Consider the following 15,079-nt stretch of genomic DNA (forward strand, 5'->3'; position numbering starts at 1 on the left):
CAAGATGAAGAGTTAATCTCCGTTAAGGAGCATGAATATCAATAACCACTCATCTTCCAAACTCGAAATAGCCCCATAATCAAGCCAAGCAATTGCCATTAAAGGATTTGCAATATGAATACTCGCCTCATTTACTGCACCCTTATTCTCCTAGCTTTCTTTGCTAGACCATCACTTGCAAATTGCATTGGATATTCTGGTCCTGGGGGCCCCTGCTACTCTGGGCCAGGAGGCGGTTTATATACCGGACCAGGGGGTGGCGCTTATACCGGACCAGGGGGTGGCGCTTATACCGGACCAGGAGGCGGTTTATATACCGGGCCGGGTGGAGGAGCTTATACAGGGCCGGGGGGTGGCCTATACACTGGGCCAGGGGGTGGCGCTTATACCGGGCCGGGTGGAGGAGCTTATACAGGGCCTGGCGGCGGTGCATATACGGGACCAGGGGGTGGATGCTATACCGGCCCTGGGGGTGGCGGCACCGATCAATGGAATAGACCCAATCCAAACTGCAAATAAAAAATAAGATTTCTATTTTTATAACGAATAGAATATTTAATTATGGATAAGAAATCATTAATTACCTCGCTAATTACACTTAGCGCATTTGCCCTTGCTGGCTGTATGAGTGCCGCTGTAAACCGAACATTTCAGAAGCCCGAAGAAGTAGCGGCGAATGACAGGGCTGAGTGGGTCCCAATTACAAAAAATCAATACGGAACCGTTTATTTCGATCCATACCAACTTACTTTCTTAAGTAAAAATACTTTTAGAGCGCCCGCAAAGGTTCCTATATCGGCAACTGCATCTGGTAATTGGGTGTATGAACTTAATTGTGATAACACTTCGGGAAAGGTAATTGGCACCCTAGGCGGTACCCCCACTCCGCAAAATATGGACTTTCCTCCTGGATCAGTAGGCTACATAGCAAAAGAAAAGATTTGCGGAAAGACTTTTTATAACAAACCATACGGTTTTATATCTGCAGACTCCAGTCAAAATGAGTTTTACTATTCAAAGAATGAGGTCGCAAGAAACTCAAGAATTGCAAATATTTATCGTTTTGACATTCTTACGCTCGGTCAAAGTGGCAATAGCTGGTCAACAGGGCAAATTGAAATAAATTGCAAAGACAGTATTTCAAGACCCGTTGATACAGTTCAGTGGCAGCGACCACCTAAAAGGTCGCCTGCAAATGTTTTGCTCTATCAGTTCTGCCCTAAATCAAGCCAGATTACAAAGACATATATTCCCGGCGAAGTTCAAAGCGCACAAACATCGAAAGATTCTAGCCTAGCTGATTATTTAACGAAATTAAATAACTCCTCCAAGCCCGATAGAGCACCGGAACATAAACCACCTACTGCCAAATCAGCCGAACCATCCGGCCTGCCTTCTGGTGCCAAAAATGATTTCGATTGGCAGAAACTATACAAAAACTAAGACCCACTTCACTCATATGCGCATACTCAACAAACTACTCTTAGCATCATTGTTAGCTTTATCACTGACAGCTAACTCACAAAATCTCAGTCAGATGACCTTGGTGTCATCCACATATTCATCTGGGGATACATATGAGATTGACCCCTCATCCATCCAACTATTGCCTGATGGCTCAAGGTCTGCCTGGTTTAGATTCAAGAGAGGGTACAAAGAAACGCCAAGACCCATATTTGACGACTTTGATTCAAGACTTCAAAAGCAAGCCTACAACTGCACCAATGGTTCTTTTGTCATATACGAAGTAAGAACGCTGGATAAATCCGGAAATGTCATTAAATTTGACTTTGCATTCCAGCCAGATGACCCACGCCTAAGCCCTATAACGATTGGAAAAGGCAGTGTTGGCGAACTAAATATGAGATTTGTTTGTGATTACAAAATTGGTGGATCCTCAGGAAGCTCCAGCACAGCAGTAAATAGCACGCTGTTAGCTAAATATCCACCCAACACTGAGTGGGCCAGCCTAGGTCCCGATGTTTCCAACTCATACACGGTTTACCTCTTAAAGGAATCCGTAATAAAAAAGGGTAATTTTGTTGGTTACATTTCTAAAATTGAATATGCGCCCCCTATTCAATCCGAGGGTAAGACCATAAAAACTACCATAACTGAAAATGTTTACGACTGCAGAATCTCCAAGTATCAAATGCTTAAATCAGAATCTCTATCCCCTCAAGGAACTGTTGCACTTGAGTCAAAAATCGATCCCGAATTCGCCCCCTGGGGAAATGCTCCTAAAGGAAGCTTTTTTGAAAGGATTGGAAGCGTTTACTGTAAAAAATAGAGGGTTATTGCATTCAACTTCAGCGCTTGCAGGCCTTTGTACCAATGGAATTCTGCCCCAGAAATTTTCCGGTTGAATTCTCGACATATCTATCCTGAATCTCAAACATTTCGAGGAGTGGTTTTAATTCTTTATTTGAACACCACTCCTTGATTCGATTGGGCAAAAGACTCGTTATTTGCTGCTGACCTATCGATGATGTATCACCTAAAACACCATAAGTGTAGACAAAGGTTGGCACCCCAGAATTCAAATAACATGTTGCAGACTTGAATATTGTTATTTTGTCCAACTGTTTTCCGGGCGTCTTATTCATCTCATCTGCAGCTCGAGTACATATCGACATACGCTCGGATGCGCTCATCTCTGGCTTTTGCTGAACCTCTGATTGAGATTGGAGCTGCCCTCCTACCCAAACCCCCTTTACGGCTACCGAACCATCAGGCTTGTAAAGCGTGCCCTGTCCGTCCATAAGGTCATTGCGATACCCTCCGACATACTTACCCCCCTTCAATAATGTTTGGGTGCCGTTGCCATGTTTCAATCCATCTTTAAATGATCCGACATAGCTAGTGCCATCAGCCCAAATAAATGAACCCGAGCCATTTGGAGCATTGTTTTTAAATTGCCCAATATATTTATCACCATTTGGCCATGAATAAGTCCCGTCGCCGCTTCGCTTTCCATCAACAAAGGTTCCGATATATTTTTGACCTGCCCACTTAGAATCAGCATCAAATGATTGGGTACCAAGGCAATTGGTCCACAAAGAAGTATTTGCCCCAATGCAGTTCGGAATACTTTGAGGCTGAACAGCAGGCTGCTGCACTGGGTGGGATGAGGTGCCTTCATTCGAGGCGCTTATAGAGCCGGGAACTACAGTTGGCTTAACAAGGCTTTGATCATGTGTTGTTGAATTTAAAGCTACATATCCTACAGAGATAACCGCAAGCATGGCAATTCCAATTAGCATCGGTTTAAAAGTGCTGCTTGGGGTAGCCTTAATTTTCGATGGGGTATTAGGGATTTGTTTGAGTGGTGAATCCGCAGTCTGAACCTGCTTTATAGGTTCCGCTGGAATTGGGGCCGAAATAATTACCGTCTTTTGAGCTGGAATTTCCATTTGCTTAATTTCGGGAGCTCGAATACCAAGTTGACTGCGCCACTGCTGGACTGACTGCGGGCGCTGATTTGGACGAACCCCCATCGCCATATCAATGGCTCTTAATAACCTTCCATCGAAGCTAGGGAGAGGCTTAGCTGTCAAAGGCTCAAGAGTGTCCTCCAAAATTCTGTCGGGTGCATCTTGAGGTTTTTCGCCGGTAATGGCGCGATACAGCGTTGCACCAAGACCATAAATATCAGTCCAAGGCCCCTGCTTTCCGTGAGTAGAGTACTGCTCAAAAGCAGCATATCCAGGAGTAGCCAAACTTGTTACGCTCTTACTATGACTGACGACCTCCTGCCTTGCCGCTCCAAAATCCAAAAGAACTGGGCTACCGTCAGATCTGATAAAAATATTTGCCGGCTTGATATCCCTATGAAGAAAATTTGCGTTATGAACCCTCTCCAAGCCATCAAGTATGGGAATAAGCAATCTATTCAACTGATCCGAATTAAGTGGCCCCTTATTTTTAATTAACTCATCCAAAGGAACACCATCACAGTAATCCATTACAAGGTAGGCCGTTCCATTCGATTCAAAAAAGCGTCTGACCGCAACAATATTGGGGTGGTCAAACAGCGCTAGTACACGAGCCTCGTCTAAAAAACGCTTTAAACCCCAAGAGAAAGTTTCCCTATCCTCCTTATTACCTGCAGCGCGGACTATCAAAGTCCCCTCTCGCACAGCAAACTCACGTGGAAAGTACTCTTTTATGGCGACCCGCCTATTAAGCATCGTATCTGTTGCTAAATAAGTTATACCAAAACCACCATGACCCAATACTCCGTCAATACGGTAGTCAGAAACTACATAACCAATGGGAAGCGCCCTAAGATCATCTGACATTGATTAATCCCTACCTATAGTAAAAATAATGCCCCCAATGGTCAGAGTCCCTCTAGAAGGCAACAATGATTTCCCTTGGGATGAAAGTAATTTTCCAGAAATAGAAATGCCATTAGTCGAACCGAGATCTTCAATCCAAATTTCTTGATCGAGCCTAAATAAACGTGCGTGATTTCTGGAAATTGAGGCATCCCCAATGTGGATGTCTGCTGTTTTTGAATCGCGGCCAATGATAATCCCCCGCTCCAATAACCTTGGGTCATCAAAATCAAAACTAATACGAATCACCCTTCCATCCGAATCAAAGCCAGCCATGACCCACTTTTGACGCTTTCGACCGCTTGACTCAGCAGTAACAACAACGCTGCTATCAATTGGATTCTCTAAGTCAATCTGATCAAAGGCAAAATCATTATTCGGTACACCCTTTAAAACTAAAGTATTCACAATCTGATCATGTAACGCCTGCTTCTTGTCCGTAAAAGCGGTCATGATGTAACCAATTCCCAGAAGCAATCCAGACAGGATCCTGGCCAAATTTCTAGCTGCCGCCCTGCCAATAGTTATACGAGATCCACTTAAGTCCGTAACTCGAATTTTTAACAAACGCTTCCCAGGGGTAGCCTGCCATTTACTTGATTCAAAAAGGGTAAAGTAAATCCACATGGTGCATATTGAAAGCAACGAAGCAAGTCCGCCAGTTTCATCTTTGATACTAAAGACCAAAAAAACTAACGTCAAACATACAATCGCAAACACATAGTCGATTACATATGCTGCCGCTCGAAGCCAAAATCCAGCATAAATCATTCGGAAACCTCATCAACTTTTAGACCCACTTTTCCAAATGAAATATGATGACCAAACTTTAATTGGGTTGAGCCAGAAATTGGCCTTCCATCGATTAAGGTGCCATTTTTTGAATTAAGGTCAGTAACAAACAATTTACCGGATTCCAGATGAAACTTTGCGTGCTGTCTGGATACAGTTGGATCAATAATTACCAATTGAGAATGATTGGAATCACGACCCACAATTAACCCTGATGGCGTAATTGCGCGAGGACTTAGTTCGACCCTTAATTTATTGCCAAGCGAGTCGCATCCATTCAATATCCAAGATGAGCCCCTGGTAACGTTAGGTAAAGGCGATCGAATACTCTTACTGGATCTTTTAAGAAATTGTGTATAGCTTTCAGTCACTAACTTTGGCTTCTTAAGAGCAATTACTATCGCTCCAATTGCAAGTAGCAAGGTCCCAATAATCAAGCCGGGGAAAAGCCATGTTTGAGGCCCGGACTTAATGACATCAGCCGAGCTTGACGCCCCTGGAATACACTCGCTATCTACAGCCGTAAATTTGACCCCCATTGAGGTGAGCTGAGATATTAGTTCAGAAATATGGGAGGCAAAATAGATTCCATCTGTCTGGCTAACAAAAAATCCATCCCTAGCGTTGCCGACCAAACGTCCAAGTGAAGTTTGAGTATTGACCCCAAGAACTCGGCCACATAGATCAATAAGAGGGCCACCACTATTCCCCTTGTTAATAGGGGCGCTGTGTTGCACTATATTTATCGGGTCGCCCTTTCTAAACCAAGGAGATTTGAAATTTCGCCCAATAATTCCCTGTGTTGCAGTGGACTCAAGATGATCGGGCTTCATAAATCTGTTTGCATCGCCAGGAAATCCAATTGAGATGACTTGACTACCCTTTGCTGGCAAGGCTATCGCAAGAGGTAGCGGTGGAGCCTTTAATGTGGGCGAGCTTAATAGAGCAAGATCAAGAGTCTCTGAGCTCCAAATAACCCTAGCTGGAAAGTTATTAACTTCTTTACCAGTTGATTTGGCAAAAAGATACACTTCTTTTGCGTCATCAATTACATGGTAGTTTGTTGCAACGATACCACCATCTCCGACAACAAACCCCGTTCCAAGACCAACAAGATCACCTTTACCGTCTGCCGTAATAATCATCACAGTACTTTTATCAGCCCTATCAATAGTACTTTCAGCATTCGCAAGACTGGAGAGAGCGAATGAAATAAAAAATACTTTAAACAGCTGCATTCTCATTGAGGCTTTGCCTCCCCTGAATCTGACTGTGGAATACTTTTGGGGGAGCTGTCAGCATCAGGGCTTGGGTTTACCACCGCTTCATTTGCAAGCTTCTTATTTACGACTGAAGGGGTCTTTTTAGATTTTTGAGCTGGCGACTCAATCACTTTAGTCTTTTCAGGCGGAGGCTTAACGGCCGGAGATTTATCAGCATCTTCTTGACCAGAAGGCTTAAGTCCATCCAATCCCTGTGGTTGCGGCTGTATCAAACCATCAGTCTCAGGCAACTTAACTGGTTTTGGAGCATTCACATCCGAGCTAGAAAATAATCTATTGATTGCCCCCTCATCATTCGTAATCCAGTAGTACGTTACAAATCCAGAAAACGCGAATAGCACTAAGCTGATTAAATATAAGATCACTTTTCTAAAGCCAAATCGCGATTGAATCATCGAGGATGGCATGGCTATTACCTGAACAGAGGTGTTATCTTGCCTGGGATGATTTTTTGCCTCAACGGCTGACAGTAATCGTTGGGCAATGGTCTCTGCCCCACCCCCAAGGTTTCTGCTAATAATCTGCTCAATTTCTTTCATGGCAAGGGTGAGCAGACCATCACTAGCCAGAATAACGACATCACCCTTAAATAGTGCTATTGGTGAATTTGGCGCATCAATTAGCGGCAATTCATCACCCATCACCGCCGAACGTAATGCGTGCCGATTTGGATGATTTTGTGCCTCATCCTTTGTAATCTTTCCCTGGCTCAATGACTCAGAAATTAAAGGCGCCATGGAATGATCAGCATTTAATCTTGATAACCTACCACCCCTGAACAGAAACAACGGGGAGTCCCCAACACTGATCCACTGCAAACCATTTTTATCAATATAAGCCCCAACAAGTGTGCAGCCCATTCCATCTAGGTCATTCTTTAAACGTATTGCTTTAGCTAGCTCACTGTTGGCCTGCTGTAAGGCGGCCCCTAGCTTTACAGGGGTTGATTCTGAGGGGTATTCATTAAATGTTCTATCAAAAGAATCAACTGCAGTTCTACTTGCTACCTCACCAGATGAGTGGCCGCCCATGCCATCAGATAAGACTGCAAGCAGGGCTGTAGAACCGTTTAGCAATCTAAAAAGCGAATAGTCCTCCTGATTAGCTCTTTGACCAACGATCTCCTTAGCAGAAAAATTCACATTTTTACGAAACATGACTGGACTTATACCCCGCATCTTTTTAAACATTAATTACCAATCAAAATCCTGGCCACAGAATGGTATAAAACAAAGCTTAGTGCTGCCTATGGAAATAATTTCTCTGCCCTTAAGCTCTTGCACTTGAAGTACGGGGGAGTCACCAACATAAGTTAAATTTATTCCGCCCCCATGCTGCACATAAAATTTTCTATTCTTTCCATCATATGTCAGCATTGCATGAGAGTTACGTGAAATCTCCTCATCACCAAAATCTAGCGGGACACGTTCTTTGGAGTCTCGCCCAATACTATTCATTCCATAGCCAAGGCTGGCAGATCTTCCACGACCAGGCCCATCCACAACAACCAGCCAACCGACTACTGGATCGCCAGAGAAACCATCCTTAGAATCAATGGAATCTGCACCGCTTGAGGAGGGCTTGAATATTTTCGTAAGAGGCTCATCGTTACTGCTTGATGATACGTGACCTCGATCTTGTGAAATAGCATTTGTATTCGCAAGCGTCTCATCCACACCTTGATTTGATTTTCTTGTAACAATGCGCGTTGTATCGTCATCTGACATAGCTTCTCCCACTATTAATTGTTAATAATAAAATGTAATCTAACTTCGCCCAACTCTACCAAATCCCCATTTGACAATTCGGTTTGGGTAATTTTGTTTTCATTTACAAATACACCATTAGTAGAGGCAAGATCGACAATATAAAATCCACCCTCTCTCCTCCTATGAATCTCAGCGTGATGAGAGGAGATGGAGTCATTCATTAAACGAATATCGTTATCTGCCCCTCTTCCAATACGACTTGCAGTTTTTGTAATTGAATATCTAGTTCCCTCCCCATTCATTTCATCTAGAAATGCGTATTCAATAGGGCTAGATTTATTTTTAAATCTTTTGATTCCAACAATTACCGCGGCTAGCATTGCAAGGGAAAGTAAAAAAATCCACCAAAAATGCATTAACCAGTCAAGTGATCTCCGCCAATAACTCCGGCCAACAGAAAAATCAGCTGTCGTAGAAACTATTATGGGATCAGGAGTGTCCGCATTCATCTCGAGAGAGATTGTCTGCACACCCCTAAACGGAGTTGAGTCAAAACTAATATCACCACCCTTTTCTACAAAAGAAAATGGGCGCTGAACTAAATCGGCAGGAAGCCGCTTATTAGAAACATTTACATAAAGCCCATATGTATCATCGGCAAGTTTTTTTAAAGTCTGCAAGCTTGGTAAGTCCGATTGTTTTTCAGCATATCCAAGGGATAAGATTGATACGTTCGCCTCCCTTGCGGCTTTCAGCACATCCTCACTTCTATACGCCTTGTCTTCATCCTTGCCATCAGAGAGAATAATTAAACCCTTACGCGAACCCTCGCTCTTTTTTAGGACATCAATTGCAGCAATTATGTTTTTATAAAACTCGGTGGCTTGACCGGTAGCCTTAATTGAACCCAATGCATTCAAGACAACCTCTTCGTTAGCGCTGATTGGGGCTAAGACCTCCATGTCGCTATCAAAAACCGCCAAACCAATCTCTTCATAAGGCTTCTTAGCAGACAACATTTCCGAAATATCACGAGCGTAAATTTTTTCTACAGTATTTCGTCTCGATGGGTCGCTAATATCGGCCAAAAAAAGGATGCTTGTTTTTTGGCCTTCAGATGGATAACTGGTCATGCCCTTTTCTGGAATTTGGACCGGCCTCCCATTCACCTTTAAAAAAATATCTTTTATTGCAATGGTTGGTGCGTATCTATAGTTGCACTTCATCAAGCCTTCGCTTGCATTTGCCTTGCAGTCAATGGAGGCATACCTCGAATCCAACCCTCCAGAATGAGAAATACCTGGAATCAAAAGAATTACTAAGGTTGCAATTGCTAGGAGTTTTTTTTGCATAAGAATGGTTTTATTTTTACGTTAGTTAGCAATTTTGCAAACTATTCCTGAATTTAAATCTTCGACAATTTTCTTTGTTGAGGCTGTCAAATCACTCCTTGAAGAAAGTTGAGATGAAGTTTGGCAAGCTTCCTTTTTCTTACCCAGACTCAGTGCGTATTCAGGATTCTCTATGTACTCCCTTGCCTGTCGAATTTGTCCTCCCGGGTATTGCTTATTAAGCATTAAAGACATCAACTCATTCGCCCGGTCTTTGTCGGTATAAGAGTTCAATTGGCGATTAATTAAATTTGAGTCGTAATAGAGGTCGTAAGCCAATTCTGCCGCCTCTAAGTTTCCTGAATTAATTGCAGTCTCATAACTCCTGATAGCTCTATTGATGCGCTGTGTAGAACTTAAGTCAAATATTTCTTTAGGAGCAGTTTCGCTTGTAAGGATTTTCCCTGCCGACAGACAGCCCTTCGCATCACCTTTTTTACATAAGCCTTCAAATACGAGAAACTCTTCCATAGTCCCAGCAGCTACTTTTGCAGAGCCAGGAGACTCATCTATCCGCTGAATAGTAGTTTTAATTTGAGGCTCAACAATTTCTACCCCTCCAAGTCCAGCTGCCGCGGGAAATAAACCAGCCGGTGAATTTGATTTGGAGTTTTGAGCATTTACAGAGAGACTTAAACCGTTTAGTGCCAAAAGGATTATGACTAATTTATGACTCATATTTAGGTTTGCGCTTAAAGCAATTCAAGTTAATAGTTAATTTTATAACCAATAGCCACGCACAAACCAAACTATCGGCTCTTTAATTGAGGTTTTACCTACAGCTAACCATGTGTTTCGATCTTTTAAGTGCAGGCACCGGCTAATCACACGTTTGATTGGGCATGAAACGCCGGTCCAAACGACCAATATTGGTAACAAGGGTGTTGCACCCCTACAAACCTTATAGATATTGATTTTGCGGAAGAGGTGGCAGTGAGAACCATAAAGGGCTCCGATTGGACGATTTGGGATATTGGAGCCCCCATGACTTAGATCAGCCTATCGGGCTTGATTGATTCAAATACGGATATATCTTAGTTGGATGCGGCTCTATCGCAGGCTGCCTTATGCCAAATAACCGCTTGATCAATTTCACATAAGACGGGGTGTGGTCAGGCCTAGACTTCTGCTTTGTGCCGACATATACAAATTGCTTAAAGGGCTTCACAGCCCCACAGCGAAAACATGTCCTTATGTCCCCATCAAGTACATATGCATCAACAGCTACGGTCAAACTTATAGAGGCATAGTTCGGCAGAATATGTTTCTGCTTGCAATCCGGGCACTGGTGGATATTGTAGGATGAAACTCTGGTCATACCATGAACAATACAAGGTTTACTAGCGGCTATAGCCCGTCAAATATTTGACAAGAAGTAGTAATTTTTAAAATATGGGTGCCAAACACTGATATGCATCGGTTTGGCCCGAACACCCAAATCAGATCGGTGGGTATCGGGTGGGGTTGAAATTGCGCCCCAGTATGAAGAAGCGGCGCGTCCTCTAGAACTCTACAGATATGAGAACTTGGTCAAATTCTGGTCAATCTAGCGGTCAAATTGACCAAAAAAGATGTATAAATATGACTGGTGGGTTTTTGAGAAGTGCCGCTTTATGCCTTCAATCCATTGATTTACTTGGTTTGGGCTTTGTTGTTTGGCCTGCCCAGCACGATTCGAACGTGCGACCTACGCCTTAGAAGGGCGTTGCTCTATCCAGCTGAGCTATAGGCAGTGTGTACTGGGACTGAAAACGTAAAACAAAGAGAAAGTGGTCGGAGTACAAGGATTCGAACCTTGGACCCCCTGCTCCCAAAGCAGGTGCGCTACCAGGCTGCGCTACACTCCGACGGAATCGATATTCTACACTGAGATGGCCTACAAGGGCAAATACTGTAAGATTTGGTGCATGAGCGCCTTATTTTTAAGCAAATTGAACAAGCAATTCCGGGGATGGATAGCCCTGAGCTTTTTGCTTGCCAGCTTAATAGGCACTCACTGGATTGGCTTTGCACATGGGATTGCCCACTCCGGAATACACCACCAAAACATCGAACTGAGTTGCGCAGATCAAGCCCCCACCCTTGGTCATAGCACTGCAAGTTGTCATCTATTAGACGCACTCACGCTTGCGGGCTTTATTGCCTCAACACCCAACTTATTTATTGGCAGCAACTTCTTTCATGAAGCACAACTGGCATCTAATCAATCCCCTCCAGCCCGAATTCATATTGGGCTATATCAATCCAGAGCTCCCCCTAGCTTCATTCTGTAAATCATCTGACTCGCCAAATTGAATTGTTTGGCCTCTAGATTTATTGCGCCAATGAATACGCTGTGCGCATTTGGAATGAAGGAAACATCATGCATCAAATCGATAAACCATTGGCTAAGCACAAGCTAATCCCTGTTTTAGTTTCAGGACTCATTAGCACTACTGCTTTTACACAATCTCAGCCCTCTTTAGAGATAACCGCAACTGGATCTCAAGAGGCAACGCAAAGTATTTTGACGCCGACTAAGATTTTGCAAGGTGATGAGCTGTTAAACAAGCTAGGCACAACATTGGGTGCAACACTGGCTAATGAGCTAGGTGTATCCGCAACAGGTTATGGCGCCGGATCATCTCGCCCAGTCATTCGTGGCCTTGAAGGCTCTCGTGTTCAGATTTTACAAAATGGTCTGTCAGTTGGCGATGTTTCTAACATCTCTCAGGATCATGCTGTTGGAAACAACATGCAAAATACCCATCAAGTAGAGATTTTGCGTGGTGCGGCCGCCCTACTCTATGGGTCTGGCTCAAGCGGTGGTCTCGTTAACGTAGTCAATGATCGCATCCTCACCAACTTACCGGATAGACCCACGGGTGCAGTCAATACCAGCTACGAAACAGTGAACAATGGCAGAGCGGGTTCGGTTGAGGTGGATGGCGCCTTTGGATCTGTCGCGGTTCACGTGGATACCGCAATTAACAATGCCAATAATTACCGTATACCAGGCAACTCAACCCAATCACAAGGTGAGCCTGCTGCTGGGTGGAGCATCCCGCCAGGCGGTGATGGCGGAAACAATTACAGCGGTAAGTTGCCTAACTCTTTTAGTAATCAAAATAATTTAGGGGTTGGTGTTTCTTATATTGGGCAGAATGGTTATACGGGCGTTTCTGTTGAGCGTCTCAATAATAATTACGGGATTCCAACGCCTGAGGGTGGATCGATTAATCAGTCGCAAAATCGATATGACCTGCAACATCAAACGCGCGATCCATTTGATGGCTTCTCCTCTTTTAAATTTAGTGCCGCTAACTCCAATTACAACCATACCGAATTTAATAATGTGGGCGAAGCAGCATCTCTATGGAAGAACATTGCCAATGAAGCTCGCTTTGAGCTTGCCCACAATCCACTGGCTGGTTGGAAAGGCACCTTCGGGGCGCAAGTATCTGCAGCCTCTTTAAACGCCACCGAAGTTGGCACAGGGAGTTACGCGATTGTTCCGCCAACCAAGACCAACTCGAATGCCTTGTTTTGGATTGAGGAAGGTAAATGGAATTCTCTACAAGGTAATTTAGGTCTGCGTTACAACAACGTTGCGCAGAATCCCAATCTAGGAACGGCCTTAGAACCCCAGCCTACGGTTGATCCTACTGGAACAACACCTAGCATTGCCTTGCAGAATCGTAAATTTAATCTCATGTCCTACTCTGCGGGTGGCCTGTGGAGCTTTATGCAAGGTCATGGTGCTGGAGTCGCCTATACGGTCTCCCAACGTGCTCCAAGCGCTCAAGAGCTTTACTCATATGGTGCACATGAATCTACCGCCACATTCGACATTGGTAACCCCAATCTCAATAAAGAGACCTCCCATAACCTAGAGTTCAACATTCAGAAAAATAGCGGCTTAATGCGCGGCAAAGCAAGTGTGTACGCAAATCGCTTCAATAATTACATCTATGGTTATTACACAGGCGCAGCAATTAACAATCCCGGTCAGGAAGGTGATGGCTTTAGCGTAGTCACAGCCCAACAAGCGGCTGCAACCATTAAAGGTGTTGAGGGTGAGCTCACCTATAACTGGCAACAACATGGTGTCGGTGGGCGCATATTTGGTGATGCCTCTCAAGGTACTTTTGATGCGGGCGGAAATTTACCCCTCCAGCCGGCTCCACGTTTAGGCGCAGAAATTGCTCATCAACACAATGGCTGGCTTACTAATGCTAGCTATATCTATAGCTATCAACAAAACCGCTTGGCAGCATGGGAGCAAGGTCCAGCACCTAGCTACAACCTCTTAAATGCCGGAATTTCTTATACAGAGAAAATTAAGGATGTGAATTGGACTGTGTATATGAACTTAAAGAACTTACTCAATGAGCAAATTCGTTATGCCACTACGCCAATGGCTGTGAGATTGTATGCACCCCAACCTGGAAGAAGTCTGATGGTTGGGTTACGGGGTACGTTCTAGGCCCTAGACTATGTCAGATAAGCCATCAGCACTGCACCAAATCCTCCAGAACCTAAGATCACCAATACTGGATTTATTTTGGTTCTGAGGATCAGGTAAAAACTCATCAAAGCAAGTGCTGCAGTAATCCCGCTAACTAGAGATGCCTTGCCAACGGCATAGACTCCAGAACCCATTAAGCCAATTGAAATAGGCTCTAATGCATTTTGTATAGATCGTCTCCAAGGATTTTCACCAAAATGATTCCAAAGGCGGCCCACATAAAAACATAGGAAGCTAGATGGCAGGAAAAAGGAAAGGAGTACCACTCCCGCCCCAACTAGCCCGGCAACTTGATAGCCAATGACCAGAACCATCAACATATTGGGTCCAGGCGCTAATTGGCCAATACTGTAGATGTGAACAAATTGAGTATGGTCAATACCAAACTGATGCGCCAGCAATGTTTGCATCTCAGGCAACACCGCAGTACCACCCCCTACCGCCAAAATAGAGAGCAAAGAAAAGCTGAGTGCCAACTGAATCAATGAGCTCACTGATTTACACTCGGCCGATAAAGATAGAGAGAAATCGGCGCCATGATCAAAATCACGTATGGCAAAGATAGCTTCATAACACTCATCAACAGAAAAGTAGAAATAATGATGAGCAAAGACTTTAAATGTCGCCAGTGATCACTGCCAATTTTGTAGGTAATAGCTGCTAAAAGGCCTGTTGCAGCTGCCGCAATACCGGCTAAGACAAAATTCATCAAGGGGTGATCAGCAGCGCCAACATAAATGATGCCAATGAGTAAAACAAAGATAGATCCTGGAAGAATTAATCCTAAGCTTGCTATCAGCGCCCCTAGAAATCCACGGAAATGATCGCCAGCAAGCACAGCCAAATTGACGGAGTTAAGTCCTGGCATCGTTTGACTAATGGCTAAATAAGCCATGAATTCATCGGCAGAAAGCCACTTACGCTTCTCGACCAGTAAGATCCGTTCATAAGCAATAATTCCGCCACCAAAACTAACAGCGCCAACGATGAAAAATTGGATAAAAAGATCCAACAATTGTGGGGTCTTTTTAACGCTCAACTCAACATCAGCACTCAT

The 15,079-nt window shown here is 44.0% G+C and carries 14 protein-coding genes and 2 tRNA genes; 5 read left to right on the top strand and 11 right to left on the bottom strand.

The genetic code is table 11. The features are described 5' to 3' along the window. Nucleotides 1-114: 114 nt before the first annotated feature. From ICN30_RS00880 to ICN30_RS00890, 3 genes are all read left to right on the top strand, one after another. Nucleotides 115-519 (top strand): hypothetical protein, encoded by a 405-nt coding sequence (locus ICN30_RS00880; protein WP_216272629.1) that lies wholly within the window; start codon nucleotides 115-117, stop codon nucleotides 517-519. A 42-nt stretch (nucleotides 520-561) separates the two neighbouring features. After that, entirely contained in the window at nucleotides 562-1,443 is an 882-nt protein-coding gene (locus ICN30_RS00885; RefSeq protein WP_216272630.1) for a hypothetical protein, read from the top strand. Nucleotides 1,444-1,546: 103 nt separating this feature from the next. After that, entirely contained in the window at nucleotides 1,547-2,290 is a 744-nt protein-coding gene (locus ICN30_RS00890) for a surface-adhesin E family protein (RefSeq protein ID WP_216272631.1), read from the top strand. Nucleotides 2,291-2,309: 19 nt separating this feature from the next. Here the strand turns inward: ICN30_RS00890 and ICN30_RS00895 are convergent, their stop codons facing one another. The 9 genes from ICN30_RS00895 to ICN30_RS00935 form a co-directional block, all read right to left on the bottom strand. Then, a complete protein-coding gene (locus ICN30_RS00895) occupies nucleotides 2,310-4,301 on the bottom strand; it encodes a protein kinase (RefSeq protein WP_216272632.1) in 1,992 nt (663 codons plus the stop codon). 3 nt (nucleotides 4,302-4,304) lie between these two features. Next, nucleotides 4,305-5,111 (bottom strand): RDD family protein, encoded by an 807-nt coding sequence (locus ICN30_RS00900; protein ID WP_216272633.1) that lies wholly within the window; start codon nucleotides 5,109-5,111, stop codon nucleotides 4,305-4,307. Beyond that, the gene (locus tag ICN30_RS00905; RefSeq protein ID WP_216272634.1) at nucleotides 5,108-6,376 is read right to left on the bottom strand and encodes a trypsin-like peptidase domain-containing protein; all 1,269 of its coding nucleotides are present in this window, start codon (nucleotides 6,374-6,376) and stop codon (nucleotides 5,108-5,110) included. Before ICN30_RS00905 ends, ICN30_RS00900 begins: the two co-directional genes overlap by 4 nt. Next, a complete protein-coding gene (locus ICN30_RS00910) occupies nucleotides 6,373-7,572 on the bottom strand; it encodes a PP2C family serine/threonine-protein phosphatase (protein WP_216272635.1) in 1,200 nt (399 codons plus the stop codon). Before ICN30_RS00910 ends, ICN30_RS00905 begins: the two co-directional genes overlap by 4 nt. A 36-nt stretch (nucleotides 7,573-7,608) precedes the next feature. Further along, nucleotides 7,609-8,142: an FHA domain-containing protein gene (locus tag ICN30_RS00915; RefSeq protein WP_216272636.1), complete on the bottom strand. Its 534-nt coding sequence runs from the start codon at nucleotides 8,140-8,142 to the stop codon at nucleotides 7,609-7,611. A gap of 14 nt (nucleotides 8,143-8,156) precedes the next feature. After that, nucleotides 8,157-9,476 (bottom strand): FHA domain-containing protein, encoded by a 1,320-nt coding sequence (locus ICN30_RS00920; protein WP_216272637.1) that lies wholly within the window; start codon nucleotides 9,474-9,476, stop codon nucleotides 8,157-8,159. 21 nt (nucleotides 9,477-9,497) lie between these two features. Then, nucleotides 9,498-10,193: a hypothetical protein gene (locus tag ICN30_RS00925; RefSeq protein ID WP_216272638.1), complete on the bottom strand. Its 696-nt coding sequence runs from the start codon at nucleotides 10,191-10,193 to the stop codon at nucleotides 9,498-9,500. Nucleotides 10,194-11,171: 978 nt separating this feature from the next. After that, nucleotides 11,172-11,248, bottom strand: a tRNA-Arg gene (locus ICN30_RS00930). A gap of 37 nt (nucleotides 11,249-11,285) precedes the next feature. Then, a tRNA-Pro gene (locus ICN30_RS00935) sits at nucleotides 11,286-11,362 on the bottom strand. Nucleotides 11,363-11,422: 60 nt separating this feature from the next. Here ICN30_RS00935 and ICN30_RS00940 point away from each other — a divergent pair. Further along, nucleotides 11,423-11,788: a hypothetical protein gene (locus ICN30_RS00940; protein WP_216272639.1), complete on the top strand. Its 366-nt coding sequence runs from the start codon at nucleotides 11,423-11,425 to the stop codon at nucleotides 11,786-11,788. Nucleotides 11,789-11,877: 89 nt separating this feature from the next. After that, nucleotides 11,878-13,980: a TonB-dependent receptor gene (locus ICN30_RS00945; RefSeq protein WP_216272640.1), complete on the top strand. Its 2,103-nt coding sequence runs from the start codon at nucleotides 11,878-11,880 to the stop codon at nucleotides 13,978-13,980. 8 nt (nucleotides 13,981-13,988) lie between these two features. Here ICN30_RS00945 and ICN30_RS00950 read toward each other — a convergent pair whose 3' ends face one another. Both ICN30_RS00950 and ICN30_RS00955 read right to left on the bottom strand, forming a co-directional pair. Continuing rightward, nucleotides 13,989-14,516, bottom strand: coding sequence for a chromate transporter (locus tag ICN30_RS00950; protein ID WP_216272641.1), 528 nt, complete (start codon nucleotides 14,514-14,516; stop codon nucleotides 13,989-13,991). Further along, a complete protein-coding gene (locus ICN30_RS00955) occupies nucleotides 14,513-15,079 on the bottom strand; it encodes a chromate transporter (protein ID WP_216272642.1) in 567 nt (188 codons plus the stop codon). The genes ICN30_RS00950 and ICN30_RS00955 overlap by 4 nt, the downstream gene beginning before the upstream one ends.

This window comes from Polynucleobacter sp. 31A-FELB (assembly GCF_018882405.1).
In the GTDB taxonomy this organism is placed as follows: Bacteria; Pseudomonadota; Gammaproteobacteria; order Burkholderiales; family Burkholderiaceae; genus Polynucleobacter.

Excerpts from the sequence above, each read along its gene's own strand:
- ICN30_RS00895 (WP_216272632.1), bottom strand. The coding sequence starts at position 4,301 with ATGTCAGATGATCTTAGGGCGCTTCCCATTGGTTATGTAGTTTCTGAC.
- ICN30_RS00880 (WP_216272629.1), top strand. The coding sequence starts at position 115 with ATGAATACTCGCCTCATTTACTGCACCCTTATTCTCCTAGCTTTCTTT.
- ICN30_RS00925 (WP_216272638.1), bottom strand. The coding sequence starts at position 10,193 with ATGAGTCATAAATTAGTCATAATCCTTTTGGCACTAAACGGTTTAAGT.
- ICN30_RS00900 (WP_216272633.1), bottom strand. The coding sequence starts at position 5,111 with ATGATTTATGCTGGATTTTGGCTTCGAGCGGCAGCATATGTAATCGAC.
- ICN30_RS00910 (WP_216272635.1), bottom strand. The coding sequence starts at position 7,572 with ATGTTTCGTAAAAATGTGAATTTTTCTGCTAAGGAGATCGTTGGTCAA.
- ICN30_RS00905 (WP_216272634.1), bottom strand. The coding sequence starts at position 6,376 with ATGAGAATGCAGCTGTTTAAAGTATTTTTTATTTCATTCGCTCTCTCC.
- ICN30_RS00945 (WP_216272640.1), top strand. The coding sequence starts at position 11,878 with ATGCATCAAATCGATAAACCATTGGCTAAGCACAAGCTAATCCCTGTT.
- ICN30_RS00955 (WP_216272642.1), bottom strand. The coding sequence starts at position 15,079 with ATGAGTGCTGATGTTGAGTTGAGCGTTAAAAAGACCCCACAATTGTTG.
- ICN30_RS00920 (WP_216272637.1), bottom strand. The coding sequence starts at position 9,476 with ATGCAAAAAAAACTCCTAGCAATTGCAACCTTAGTAATTCTTTTGATT.
- ICN30_RS00940 (WP_216272639.1), top strand. The coding sequence starts at position 11,423 with ATGAGCGCCTTATTTTTAAGCAAATTGAACAAGCAATTCCGGGGATGG.
- ICN30_RS00885 (WP_216272630.1), top strand. The coding sequence starts at position 562 with ATGGATAAGAAATCATTAATTACCTCGCTAATTACACTTAGCGCATTT.
- ICN30_RS00915 (WP_216272636.1), bottom strand. The coding sequence starts at position 8,142 with ATGTCAGATGACGATACAACGCGCATTGTTACAAGAAAATCAAATCAA.